This window comes from Azospirillum sp. 11R-A (genome assembly GCF_049472615.1).
GTDB classification, from domain to species: domain Bacteria; phylum Pseudomonadota; class Alphaproteobacteria; order Azospirillales; family Azospirillaceae; genus Azospirillum; species Azospirillum palustre.
Genome location: NZ_JBCEBL010000027.1, coordinates 66341 through 79345, shown reverse-complemented (window position 1 = coordinate 79345; position 13005 = coordinate 66341). Strand labels below are relative to the sequence as shown.

The following is a 13005-nucleotide window of genomic DNA, read 5'->3' as shown; positions in this document are numbered from 1 at the left end:
CCATAACCATCACCTTGGCCGTCCCCGTTGCCGTTCGGATCCTCAATGCGCCTGATCTTCCTGCTCGGCCTTGCCGGCTTCGCCAGCGCCTTCTCGCTCCGCACCACCGATCCGATGCTGACGCTGATCGCCGACGATCTCGGCGTGACGGTGCGGCAGGCGGCGCTGCTGGCCTCGGCCTACACGCTGCCCTATGCGCTGATGCAGATCGTGCTGGGGCCGGTGGGCGACGCCATCGGCAAGTCGCGGCTGGTCCGGCTGGCCCTGTCGGTGCTGACGGTCGGTCTGGTGCTGTCCACCATCGCGCCGACCTACGGCACGGTGATGGCCGGGCGCATCCTGGCCGGTGCCTTTGCCGGCGGCATCATCCCGGCCTCCATGGCGCTGATCGGCGACCGGGTCCCCTATGAGGAGCGGCAGATCGCCATCAGCCGTTTCCTGCTGGCGGTGATCCTGGGACAGATGTCGGGCTCCGCCGTGTCGGGCGCGCTGGCCGAAGCCTTCGGCTGGCGCGCGGTGTTCGGCCTGTCCGCCGGCCTGACCGCACTGATCTGCGCCGCCGCCCTGATCGGGCTGGCGCGCGAGGTCGAGACGCGCTCGCCCCTGTCGGTGGCGGAGGCGCAGCGGCGCTATGCCACCGTGCTGACCAACCCGGCCTCGCTGTTCGTCTTCGCCACGGTGGCGGCGGAAGGGCTGCTGATCTTCGGCGTCTTCCCCTTCGTGGCTCCGGTGCTGATCGAACATGGCGCGGCCGGCGCCTTCCAGGCCGGGCTGACCATTGCCGCCTTCGCCATCGGCGGCGTCGTCTACAGCGCCGTGGTGCGGCGCCTGATCGCCTCGCTCGGCCAATGGGGCATGATGAAGGCGGGCGGTCTGGCGGCCGGTCTGGCCTATCTGGTCATCGCCTTCCCGGTGCCCTGGCCGGTGGTCAGCCTCGCCTTCCTGGTCGCCGGCTTCGGCTTCTACATGCTGCACAACACCATGCAGACCCAGGCGACGGAACTGGCCCCCACCGCCCGCGGGTCGGCGCTGGCCCTGTTCGCATCGAGCTTCTTCATCGGCCAGGGCATCGGCCCGGTGCTGTACGGCTATATCTCCACCCACACCGGCTTCGGGCCGCTGTTCCTCGGCGTCGGCACGCTGACCGCCGGGCTGGGCTTTGCTTCGGCCCGGCTGATCCGGCGCCGGTAGGCCGGGGTCACAAACAGGCTCGGATGTAGGGCCGGTTCGCCTCCCACAGCTCGTCCAGTATGGCGGCGGCGGCGGTGCTGGAGCTGACAACCGGGTCGATCAGCAGGGCCTGAAGCGCCAGCTCCTTCGATCCGTGCAGCGCCGCCTCCACCGACAGTTGCTGCACGTTGGCCTGGACCGACAGCAGCTTCAGGATGCCGTCGGGCAGCCGGCCGAGCGACACCGGATGGACGCCCGCGGCATCGGCCACCAGCGGCACCTCGACCGCCAACTCGTCGGGCAGGCCGGGGATGACGCCGCGGTTGATGACGATGCCGCTCTCGATGAAGCGCTTCTGGTTGTGCAGCTGGCCGGCGATCACCGCCACCGCCCGCTCGCCCCAGGACGGCTTGGTCCAATCGTCGGGGATCGGCCGGCTGCCGTCGATCACGCCATCCATCAGGTCGCGCAGGATGACGCGGCCCTCTTCATCGTGGCGGAAGTCGAAGCCGTGCTCCCCGGCTTCCCAGCCATAGGGCAGGAATTCGCCGGTGTGGTCGTCGCTGGGGGTGACCCACAGGCCGAAGGCGTGGAACAGGCGGCGCGCCAGCGGGGTGAAGGCCGGGTTGTGCGTCGCTTCCCGTTCGCGCAGCAGAGGGTAGAGGTCGCGGCCCGTCGCCTTCTCGCGGATGGCGGTCAGCCATTGGAAATGGTTCAGCCCGGCCCCCCAGACATCGACCTCCTTCTCGGCCATGCCCAGGATCTGGCAGATGAACCAGCGTGCCAGGAAAATGCCGTGGCAGAGCCCCAGCGTCCGCACGCCGGTGCAGCGCGACAGACCCAGGACGATGCGGCTTTCCGGGTTCGACAGATTGATGAACAGGGCGTCGGGGCAGATCGCCTCCACGTCGCGGGCGATGTCGACGATCAGCGGCAGGGTGCGCAGGGTGAAGAACAGCCCGCCGGGACCGCCATTCTCACCCAGCGTGTGGCGGATGCCGTGCTTTTTCGGCACCTCGAAATCGAGTTGCCACAGGCGGTTGCGGTCGATGGCGATGGCGCACAGCACGAAGCCGGCGCCCTGGAGGGCGGCCTTGCGGTCGGTGGTCTTCTCGATGGTGAGGCCGGCGTTCCCGTGCCGGTTCAGCACCTCGGCCAGCGCCGCCATGCGGTCGAGAGCCTCCGGGTTGGTATCGACCAGCGTCAGGGTGCTGCCGGCCAACTCGCGGGTGGAGAACAGATCCTGGAACAGGCTGAGCCCGAAAGCAGCGCTGCCGGCGCCGATGAAGACGATCTTCGTGGTGTTGGACCCGATGATGCCAGACATGGTGGGTTTCCTCCGAAAACGGAGCGGCTGGCCGCCGTCTTGTCGGATCAGGCTACGCCCTGAGCGGTGGGTGGATCAATCCGCCGGCCGGCGCCAATTAGGCTTCTTCAGATCGGGCCACAAATGGCTGAGCTGGAGAAACCTGCTTAGTCCAGTTCGTAATTCATGCCGATCGTCAGATCGATCCCCCCGATCTTGAGGACTGCGGGAATCGGCGGAAATGGAGCGGAGCACCGGATTATGTCCTTTGCCGCATTGTCCAGGATGGCATGGCCGGAACTGCGTGAAACCTTCAGTTTCCTGATGCTGCCGTCGGCCATCAGTCTGAACTGCACTACGACGGTGCCTTCCATCTTCGCAAGCTCGGCTTCCTGCGGATAGATCCTGTTGCGGGCGACGATGGTCTGGATGAGGCCGGCATATTCATTTTTGACCTGTTCCCGGGGTGTCTTCACCGCCGCGTCGGACGGTGGTGACGGCGTCTGTGCGGCACGCACCAGCTTGGCCCGCGCCGGCTCGGCGGGCGCCCGGCGTACCGGGGCAGCCTGCGGTTTCACGGCGACAGGCCGTGGAGGTGGCGGGGCGGCGGCGTCCGCGGGCAGCCGGTCAGGGGCGGTTTCGGCAGAAGAAGTTTGAGCGGAAGAGGATGGGGCAGGGGAGGCCTGGGCAGGCGGTTCCTGCGCGGGTGCCGGTTTCGCCTCTGCCGTCTCGTCCGCGGCGTTTGGCGGTGTTGCCGGCTCCCGCGGGGTTTCCGATGCCTTTCCCGGTTCGACGAAGTTGATGTCGAAGGGAGACTCCGGCGCATGCAGCATGTGAGGCACGCCGAACCCTGCGAGGAGAAAGACGGCACCGGCATGGAGCGCCGTGGAAAGCAGGAACCCCCATCGGGCCGTATGGCCTGGACTGTCCGACAGGGAGGATTTTTCGCTCCTGTGGAGTTGAGTGCCGCTCATGCTGGAACTCTCTTTCCATCGTCATGCCCCGAGGGCGAGGCTCATGAAGGCATGAACTTTCCAGGCGCGAAACTATTCCAGACGATTCGCCCTGCTGGAAAGGATGCCGGGTCGGCTTCGACTTTCCGGTTCGACGCCCGCCGCCCGCCATCCATCGCCCCGGCCATGGCTGCGCCACCGCGTCGCGCCCGCATTGGTCGCATGCTTGCCCCATGGCGGAGCAGGCCCGGCTGGGGCATGCTGGGAAAAACGGACCGTCCCCGTGGGAGGATAAAGATGGACAGCTTCAGCCAGCCCGTGTCCCAGGCCGCCGACGCCAAGCCGCTGAGTTTCCCACCGGATTTCCGCTGGGGTGCATCGACCGCCGCCTACCAGATCGAAGGGGCGGTGACGGCCGACGGGCGCGGGCCCTGCGTGTGGGACACATTCACCGCTGAAGGCCGCATCATGGACGGCAGCAGCGCCGCCGTCGCCTGCGACCATTATCACCGCTACCCCGAAGACATCGCGCTGATGAAGGCGGCGGGCTTCGACAGCTACCGCTTCTCCATCGCCTGGCCGCGCATCCTGCCGACGGGAACCGGGGCGGTGGAGACGCGCGGCCTCGATTTCTACGACCGGCTGGTCGACAGCCTGCTGGAGGCCGGCATCACGCCGATGGCCTGCCTCTACCATTGGGACCTGCCGCAGCCGCTGGAGGATGCCGGCGGCTGGCAGGGGCGGGAGATCGTCGGCCCCTTCGCCGACTATGCCCGCATCGTCACCGCCCGGCTGGCCGACCGGGTCAAGAGTTGGATGATGCTGAACGAGCCGAACGTGGTCGCCATCTTCGGCTATGGCGTCGGCGAGCACGCCCCCGGCCACCGGCTGGGCGAACAGGGCATCCTGCGCGCCCTGCACCACCAGAATCTGGCGCAGGGTGCCGCCTTGCGCGCCATTGCGGCGGAGCATTCGGGCCTGACGCTGGGCACCGTCCTCAACCTTCAGCCCAGCGTTCCCGACAGCGACCGGCCGGAGGATGTCGCTGCCGCCGCCCGCTGGGATGCGGTGTGGAATCGGGTGACGCTGGACGGGCTGATGCGCGGGCAGATTCCGGCGCTGCTGGCTGACAAAATGGCGGAGTTCGTGCTGCCCGGCGACGAGGAGGCGATCCGCTACCCCATCGACCTGCTGGGCATCAACTATTACTCCCGCATGACGATGAAGCATGAGGAGGGGCGGCCCTTCGCTGTCGGCTGGGGCGAGGCGCAGTGCCGGCGCTGGACCGGCATGGCCTGGCCGGTGCAGCCGGAAGGGCTCTACGACCTGCTGAGCGAACTCCGCACCGACTACGGCAACCCCGCCGTCTTCATCGCGGAGAACGGCTGCGCCTATGACGACGTGGTGACGCCGGACGGCCAGATCCACGATGCCGAGCGGGTTCTCTACTACCGCGAGCATCTGGAATCGGTGGCCCAGGCGCTGGCCGACGGCTGCAACGTCAAGGGCTATCTGTGCTGGAGCCTGCTGGACAATTTCGAATGGGCCTTCGGCCTGTCGAAGCGCTTCGGCATCGTGCGGGTCGATTACGACACGCTGGAACGCACACCCAAGGATAGCTACCGCTTCCTCGCGGAGGTTGTGAGAACTGGCCGGCTTTAACGCTTCTTTCGCCGCTGCCCCTGTACTTTCGGCCTGTCACATCCTATTCGTTGGTTATACGGATGTTGAGGGATTGTGCGGAGGCCCGGGATGGGCGGGATGACCGAGGATACAGGCGGCGACACGGGCGCCGGCGAAGTTACAGGCACCGGAACGGGCAGGGGCGGCGATGACTCCGGCGGCAAGGCTCCCGGCTTCGCCCGCCGCTTCCTGAGCCTTGCCGGCGGCTATTGGCACGGACGCTCGCGGGTGACCGTGTGGGCGCTGACCGTGGCGCTGGTCGTGCTGACGGTGGGGCAGGTCTCGGTCCCCGTCCTGATCAACCTGTGGAGCGAGCGGCTGTTCGACGCGCTCGAACAGCGCTCCATGGACCGTTTCCTGACCATGATCGGTCTGGTTGGGCTGATCATCCTCTACAACATCGTCATCGTCGTCCTGCATCTGCGGGTGAAACGCCGCCTCCAGATGGGCTGGCGCGACTGGCTGACCCGCAAGCTGCTGGAGGACTGGCTGCGCCGCGGCCGTCACCACCAGATCGCCTATATGCCGGGCGAGCACGACAACCCCGACGGCCGCATCGCCGAGGACATCCGCATCACCGCGGAGATGGCCATCGACCTCGGCCATTCGCTGACCTACTGCGCGCTGCTGCTGATCAGCTTCACCAACATCCTGTGGATGCTGTCCGGCACCCTGTCGGTCACGCTGCTGGGGATGGAGCTGGCGGTGCCGGGCCACCTGCTGTTCGTGGCGCTGCTCTATGCCGCGGTCGGCACCACCATCGCCATGCTGATCGGCCAGCCGCTGGTCAACGCCGTCAACCGGCGCCAGGGCTACGAGGCCGACTTCCGCTTCGCGCTGGCCCGCATCCGCGAGAACGGCCAGACCATCGCCCTGCTGCATGGCGAATCGGCGGAGCGCGGGCATCTCTCCGGCCTGTTCGGCGGGGTGGTGCGGGGCTGGAACCGCCAGACCCGTGCGCTCAGCCACATGATGGTGTTCAGCGCCAGCTATTCCGTGCTGTCCACCGCCTTTCCGGTTCTGGTCGCCGCCCCGCGCTACATCGCCGGCACCATCACGCTCGGCGTGCTGATGCAGACAGCGCAGGCCTTCCAGCAGACCGTCGGCGCCCTGTCCTGGCCCATCGACAATTTGCCGCGCGTCGCCGAATGGCGGGCGTCGGTGGAGCGCGTGCTGAACCTGCACGACGCGCTGGTGCGGCTGGACCGCAATGTCTGCGAGGTGCCCGACGCTCACATCCAGCTGGTGCGCTCCGACGAGCACGACAGGCTGACCTTCCGCGGCGTCGCCATCGACGAGCCGAACGGCACGGCGGTCGTCCATCCCTTCGACCTGGAGGTGCGGCCGGGCGACCGCGTGCTGATCGGCGGCGACGCCACGGCGACCATCCGCCTGTTCCGCGCCGTGGCCGGCGTCTGGCCCTGGGGGCGCGGGCTGATCACCCTGCCGGCCCACACCCGCGTCTTCTTCATGCCCGAACGCCCCTATCTGCCCCATGCCAGCCTGCGTGCGGTGCTGGCCTATCCCGGTACGGCATCGTCGGTCGGCGACGACAAGGCGGCCGGCGCGCTGGTCAGCGTCGGGCTGCCCGACCTCGTCGGCCGGCTGGATAGCATCGACCATTGGGACGAGGTGCTGTCGGTGCCCGAGCGCCAGCGGCTGGGCTTCGCCCGGCTGCTGATCCGCCGTCCCGACTGGATCTTTCTGGAGGATGCGACCGACAGCCTCGATCCGCCGGCGGAGGAGGAGCTTCTGTCGCTGATGGAGCGCGAACTGCCGCACGCCACCCTGCTGACCATCGGCCACCATGCCGGGCTGGCCGCCCACCATGGCCGCAAGCTGGTGCTGGAACGTACCAACGGCGCCGTCACGCTGCGGGAGGAGGCGCGGCCGATCCGGCCGGTGGAGGAAAGCGCGGCCTGACCGGCCGTTTCCCGGAACCTTGGAACCCGTCCGAAAAGCTGCCACACTGCGCGGCGGTCATTGTTGGCACCCACAGAAGCAGCCGCCCCGCATTACCATGGACATGAGCGTGAAGAAGACCAGCATCAACGCGGCATGGCGGGGGCTGGCGAACTGCCGGGGGTGCGGCATCCGGGACTCGGCGCTGTTCGCCGACCTGACGGAACCGGATTTCAACCTGATCCATCTGCCCATCGACGAGATGACGGTGGCGCCGGGGGCGGCGCTCTACCATGTCGGCGACGAGCCGGCGGCGCTCTACACCGTGCGCGGCGGGCTGGTGAAGCTGGTGCAGTATCTGCCCAACGGCGGCCAGCGCATCGTCCGGCTGCTGCGCACCGGCGACACCGCCGGGCTGGAGGCGGCGCTGGGCGAGCCCTACCGCCACACCGCCATCGCCATCCACCCGGTCCTGACCTGCCGCATCCCGCGCGCGGTGATCCAGCGCCTGTCGGAGGAGACGCAGCACCTGCACCAGCAGCTGATGCGCCGCTGGCATCAGGCGGTGGAGCGGGCCGACGCCTTTCTGGTCGAACTCGGGACCGGCAGCGCGCGGGCGCGGGTCGCCCGGCTGTTCCTGACCCTGGTGGACGACCGGGGCGAGTGCGACTTCTTCGGTCGGGAGGATGTCGGCGCCGTGCTGGGCATCACCACCGAGACCGCCAGCCGCGTCGTCGCCGAACTGAAGCGGCAGGGCCTGCTGGATGAGTTGCGGCCCAACCGCTTCCGCTGCGACGTGACCGCCCTGCGCGAGCTGGCGGACGGGCCGTAGCCCGGGTCCGCCGCACCCGAAGAGGGTGTTTTTGACGCAAAGCCCTTCCCCTCTTGCGGGCCGGGATGAGCAACTGTCTTTCAGATTGCGTCTGGTCCTCCGCAAACTCATTTGTGTGAATGCTTTAGCCACCCGGAGGAGAGGGGATCCTTGCGTCGGTTGGCCGGCTGATGATCAGCAGGGTGTCCTGCGGCTGGATGATGTAGCGGTTGCGCTCGGTGAAGGGAATGTCGCGGCCGTGGCTGTGGACCTGCACCACCATGCCGGTGGTGACCTCCGCCATGGTCAGGCCGACCTCGTCCGCTTCCGCCCGGCGTTCGCTGAGCACCATCTGCCCGCCGGCCGACATCAGGTCGCACAGGAAGGGGGTGGCGTAGCGCGTCTCCACCGCGTCTGCCATCAGATAGCCGCCGATCTTCGGTGGCGACACCACCAGATCGGCGCCGCTGAGGTTGGCGAGCTTGATGTTCTCCTCCTGCTTGATGTTCGCCACGACCTTGGTGGCGGCGGACAGGTGGCGCACGGTCAGGATCACCAGGATGGTGGTGTCGTCGCGCCCGGTGCTGACGATCACCGCCTTCGCCTTGCCGACGCAGGCATTCTTCAGCGTGTCCTCGCTGGTGCCGTCGCCGAGCAGGCCGACGAAGCCGCAGTCGGCCGCCAGCTGGATGCGGTCCTCGGACTCGTCGATGACGACGATGTGGTCGGCGGGATGGCCCTTCGAGACGGTCTCCTGCGCGGCGATGAAGCCGCTGTGACCGAAGCCGCACAGCACGATGTGGCCTTGCAACTGCTTCTGAATGCGGCTCAACCGGAATTCCTCCACGATCCTCTGCACCACCAGCTCATAGGCGGTGCCGAGAAAGATGAACCAGATGAAGATGCGGATCGGCGTGACGGCGAAGGCGTCGATCAGCCGGGCGGTGTGGCTGACCGGCACGATGTCGCCATAACCGACGGTGGTCACCGTGATCATGGCGAAGTAGAGGATGTCGGGAAAGCTGATGTGGCCGTCGATCTGGTCCTTCAGCCCGTCGCGGTCGAACCAGAACACCGCGATGACCAGGGCGATCAGGGCGGCGACGATGCCGACGCGCAGCAGCAGGGTCTTTTCCGCCGACAGTCCGGAGCGGACATGCAGAAGCCGCCCCTTGCGCAGGGATGGTTTGGTCCGGCGTCTGTCCTGGAGTCTCCGTTCCACCGCTTCCCGCATCCGCCGTTGGTCCGTACGGGGCTTGTCGAAAGCCCCGACTGACTGAACGTACGAGATCGCCGTCCGGCTGCAAGGTTTGCGCTTTAGAGTGTGATCGGTTCAAGCGGAATCGCTTGAAGCGTGAATCACACGGAAACCCAAAAGCCTAGGATCAGTCTGGTGCTTCCTGAAGCACCAGACTGATCCTAGAATTTGAAGACCGCTTCCATCCCGGCGAAGTGGATGGTCTTGGCCGGACCGCTGTCCTTCAGGAAAGGGCCGGGCCGGAATGCCGAGTAGGAGATCAGCCCCTCGAAGGAGCGGCCGGAGCTGTAGGACAGCACCAGTTCGCCCTGCGTGCCGACATAGCGCGCCTTCGATCCCGCACCGGAGCGCAGCAGCCCGCCGGTCAGGTCGTACACGCCGTCGTCCAGGCTTTCACGCCAGAAGGCGATGGCGGAGGCCGACAGGCTGAATGCGTCGGACAAAGCGAGGTCCAGCGACGGATGCAGGTTCATCAGGTTGAACGGGCCGATGGGCGTCAACTCGCCGAAATATTTCGCGCGCGGGAACAGGGGGTTGAAGGTCTCCAGCCGGTCGTCGCGCGGGTTGCCGTCGCCGCTGGCGATGTTGGCCTTCAGGCCGAGCCGGGGTTGCAGCGGCAGGTCCGTGAAGCGATAGCCGCTGTCGGTGGCGAGCGACCAGGCCCGGATCGACCCGCTGCCGAAACGGCCGAACTGGCCCATCGCCTCCCAGTTCCAGTCCCAGCCGTCGGCCTTGCCGAAGCTGCGCAGGCCGACGGTGTGACGCAATTCGTTCGCCCTGCCGGCGTCGAAGCCGGCGTGGCGGTTGCGATAACCGATGTAATAGACGTCCAGCCCGGCGCTGCCGCCCCACCCGAAATCCACTGGACGGGTGGCGTAGAGAGCCCAGGCGGAGCGCTTGGCGTCGCGACCGTCGTCGAACAGCTCCGGCGTCGGCTGGATCGGACGGCCGAAGAAGGCGTCGACCCGCCAGGGGCCGGCGGAGACGATCCCCTTCACCGCGTCGAAGGCGCGCGGGACGTTGGCGCCGTAGCGGATGGAGATCAGCCGTTCCGAGCCATAGGCCAGCATCTGGCGGCCGACGCGCAGTGTGCCCTGGGCCTCGCCCAGCGGGACGGTCAGGTCGGCGAAGCCCTGCATCAGGTCGATGCGGTCGGCATCGGGCGGCGCCAGCGGGTCCAGCTTGCCCACCGCGTCGGCCATGATCAACTGGCCGAACAGGCGCAGGCTCTCTCCCACACGCAGGTCGGCGTAGGGCAGGGCGCGCCACAGCCCATAGGCGTCGTTGCGCGGCTCGTCCTGGCCCCAGCCGCCGTTGCGGATCGCCTCGCCGCGCAGGCGCAACTCCAGCCCGGTGGAGAGCGAGGCGAAGCCGTCCGGCGTGACCGGGATGGCCTTGAACCGCTCCCAATAGGCGCCGGTCCCCGCCCCTGATGGGAGCAGGTAACGGTAATCTTCGTCATAGCGGGTGTTGGTCAGCGGTGGCGGATCGGCTGCATGGGCCGGACCGGTCCACAGCAAAAGGGCGACCGCCGCCGCGCGAAGGCGGGCCGTCATGGGGCATCTCCGTGATGGCGCTGGACTGCACCGATCCTATGGGGATGCCCGGCCGGGTGATTGCTCCATCCGAACCGCTTTTGACGGTTCTGCGCACCCGCTTCCCGGCCCGAGCGGATTTGGCGGGGAGGGCGCCTGGGCCCTCCCTCGCCGCAGCGGTTACTTGCTGTAGTCGTAGAAGCCGCGGCCGGTCTTACGGCCGAGATAGCCGGCGTCGACCATTTCCTTCAGTAGCGGGGCCGGGCGGTACTTCGGATCGTTGAAGCCTTCATAGAAGACCTCCATCACCGACAGCATGGTGTCGAGACCGATCAGGTCGGCCAACGCCAACGGGCCGATCGGGTGGTTGCAGCCTGCCTTCATGCCGGCGTCGATGTCCTCGGCCGTGGCGATGCCTTCCTGAAGCGCGAAGATCGCCTCGTTGATCATCGGGCAGAGGATGCGGTTGACGGCGAAGCCGGGGCTGTTCTTGGCAGTGATCGGCGACTTGCCGACGCGCTTGGCGAAGGCCATCGCCTTGGCGTGGGTGTCGTCGCTGGTCTGGATGCCGCGGATGATCTCCAGCAGCGCCATCAGCGGCACCGGGTTGAAGAAGTGCAGGCCGATGAAGCGGTCCGGACGGTCGGTGGCCGTCGCCAGCTTGGTGATGGAGATCGACGAGGTGTTGGTGGCGACCAGCGCCTCCGGCTTCAGCGTGGCGCAGAGATCCTTCAGGATCTTGACCTTGAGGTCTTCGTTCTCGGTCGCGGCCTCGATTACCAGATCGCAGGCGGCCAGCTTCGACTTGTCGGTGGTGGCGGTGATGCGCGCGACGGCGGCCTCGCGGTCGGCGGCGGTCATCTTCTCCTTCTTGACCAGACGGTCCAGGCTGCCGCCGACGGTCGACAGGCCGCGCTGCACCGCCTCTTCGGAGATGTCGGTCATGATCACCGTCAGGCCGGCGACGGCGCAGACCTGGGCGATGCCGTTGCCCATCTGTCCGGCGCCGATGACGCCGATGGTCTCGATTCCCATGCTCTCGGCCATGTTTCTTGTCCCTATCGTTGAGCGCGTGCGTTGGTTCGCAGATGCAGCATCTTCTACACGCATTTTCGTTGCGCTGCGATGACTTGTCGTAAGGGGCAACGGCGGCTTTCGCCCGGCGCGGCGACCTGCCGCAGGGCCGGGTGTCGGCGGAATTCCGCCTGCCCGTGCAACGACATCGGCGGCTTTCCGCCGATGCAGGCCATGGCACCGACGGTCGGGTCCAGGCTTTTCAACTGTTTGCGCGGCGAACTGACAATGGCACGCCCCTTGCTCTCTTCCAGGCCAACCGCGGCGACGGGTCGCGGATCAAGCCCCATGGGAGAGACACGATGCTCCGGAAGACTCTGCTCGCCGCCACCGCCTTCGCTGCCGCGGCACTCGCCGCCCAGGGCGCCTCGGCCGCCGATCTGGTCCGACTCGGCAACCTGAAATTCGCCCATTACGGCGCGGTGTCCTACATGAAGGAGATCGCCGGCAAGTACGACCTGAAGATCGAGGAGCGGGTCTTCCCCAAGGGCATCGACATCCTGCCGGCCATCGTCGCCGGTGAGATCGATGTCGCCGCCAGCGCGGTGGACGCAGCCATCGCCGGCCGTGCGTCGGGCGTGCCGATCTATGCGGTGGCCGGCTTCGCCAAGGGCGGGGCGCGCATCGTCGCCAAGCCGGATGCCGGCATCAAGAGCGTCGCCGACCTGAAGGGCAAGAAGGTCGCCACCCCGCGCGGCGGCGCGCAGGAGCTGATCCTGCTGGCCGAGCTGGCGAAGCATGGCTTGAGCTGGTCGGACCGTTCCGGCAAGGACGTGCAGATCGTCTACATGGCCTACGCCGACATGAATCAGGCCCTGCTGGCCGGCAGCATCGACGCCATGTCGCAGTCCGAGCCGCAGTCGAGCCAGGCCATCAACAAGGGCTTCGGCGTCGAGGTGGTGAAGCCCTACGACACCGAACTGGGCGAGCCGGTGCGGTCGCTGGTCATCACCGAGGACTTCTACAGGAAGAAACCCGACGTCGCCCAGCGTCTGGTCAACTGCTTCGTCGAGGCGACGGCGACCTTCATCGCCAACCCCGATCTGGCCGAGAAGTATGTCCGCGAACAGATGTTCAAGGGCCAGATCTCCAGCCAGGACTTCAGGGACGCGATCGGCAACTCGCCCTACAGCTACGACCTGTCGGTCCATCACGTCCAGGTCACGACCGACATGATGCAGAAGTTCGGCGTCGGCCGCATGGACAACCCGCCGAAGGCCGCCGACTGGGTCAAGCTGGACCTGCTGGAAAAGGCGAAGGCGACCAAGGCCGCCGCGAATGACGCCGGCACCGGCACCGTGAAGGCGAACTGA

10 protein-coding genes are annotated in these 13005 nt (G+C 67.3%); 5 read left to right on the top strand and 5 right to left on the bottom strand.

Annotated elements, in window-relative coordinates; translation table 11 throughout:
* The first annotated feature begins 45 nt into the window (after positions 1–45).
* Positions 46–1191: an MFS transporter gene (locus tag VH569_RS27785; protein ID WP_423319634.1), complete on the top strand. Its 1146-nt coding sequence runs from the start codon at positions 46–48 to the stop codon at positions 1189–1191.
* Positions 1192–1198: 7 nt separating this feature from the next.
* Here VH569_RS27785 and VH569_RS27780 read toward each other — a convergent pair whose 3' ends face one another.
* On the bottom strand, positions 1199–2497 hold the full coding sequence (locus VH569_RS27780) for an alpha-glucosidase/alpha-galactosidase (protein ID WP_423319633.1): 1299 nt from the start codon (positions 2495–2497) through the stop codon (positions 1199–1201).
* A gap of 146 nt (positions 2498–2643) precedes the next feature.
* Positions 2644–3450 carry an energy transducer TonB gene (locus tag VH569_RS27775; RefSeq protein ID WP_423319631.1) on the bottom strand — a complete coding sequence of 269 codons (807 nt, stop codon included), beginning with the start codon at positions 3448–3450 and terminating at the stop codon, positions 2644–2646.
* 276 nt (positions 3451–3726) lie between these two features.
* Between VH569_RS27775 and VH569_RS27770 the strand changes: the two genes are divergently transcribed.
* The 3 genes from VH569_RS27770 to VH569_RS27760 all read left to right on the top strand — a co-directional run bounded on the left by VH569_RS27770 (position 3727) and on the right by VH569_RS27760 (position 7846).
* The gene (locus VH569_RS27770) at positions 3727–5091 is read left to right on the top strand and encodes a GH1 family beta-glucosidase (RefSeq protein WP_423319630.1); all 1365 of its coding nucleotides are present in this window, start codon (positions 3727–3729) and stop codon (positions 5089–5091) included.
* Between the two features lie 99 nt (positions 5092–5190).
* Positions 5191–7035, top strand: a complete 1845-nt coding sequence (locus tag VH569_RS27765) for an ABC transporter ATP-binding protein/permease (RefSeq protein WP_423319629.1) — start codon at positions 5191–5193, stop codon at positions 7033–7035.
* Positions 7036–7138: 103 nt separating this feature from the next.
* Positions 7139–7846 carry a Crp/Fnr family transcriptional regulator gene (locus VH569_RS27760; RefSeq protein WP_244592278.1) on the top strand — a complete coding sequence of 236 codons (708 nt, stop codon included), beginning with the start codon at positions 7139–7141 and terminating at the stop codon, positions 7844–7846.
* Positions 7847–7970: 124 nt separating this feature from the next.
* On the opposite strand, the gene VH569_RS27755 is transcribed toward VH569_RS27760, so the two are convergent.
* From VH569_RS27755 to VH569_RS27745, 3 genes are all read right to left on the bottom strand, one after another.
* Positions 7971–9047 (bottom strand): potassium channel family protein, encoded by a 1077-nt coding sequence (locus tag VH569_RS27755; RefSeq protein WP_423319626.1) that lies wholly within the window; start codon positions 9045–9047, stop codon positions 7971–7973.
* A 197-nt stretch (positions 9048–9244) separates the two neighbouring features.
* Positions 9245–10639 (bottom strand): alginate export family protein, encoded by a 1395-nt coding sequence (locus VH569_RS27750; protein ID WP_423319624.1) that lies wholly within the window; start codon positions 10637–10639, stop codon positions 9245–9247.
* 159 nt (positions 10640–10798) lie between these two features.
* Positions 10799–11665, bottom strand: coding sequence for a 3-hydroxybutyryl-CoA dehydrogenase (locus tag VH569_RS27745; protein ID WP_193548404.1), 867 nt, complete (start codon positions 11663–11665; stop codon positions 10799–10801).
* Positions 11666–11994: 329 nt separating this feature from the next.
* Between VH569_RS27745 and VH569_RS27740 the strand changes: the two genes are divergently transcribed.
* Entirely contained in the window at positions 11995–13005 is a 1011-nt protein-coding gene (locus VH569_RS27740; protein ID WP_423319623.1) for an ABC transporter substrate-binding protein, read from the top strand.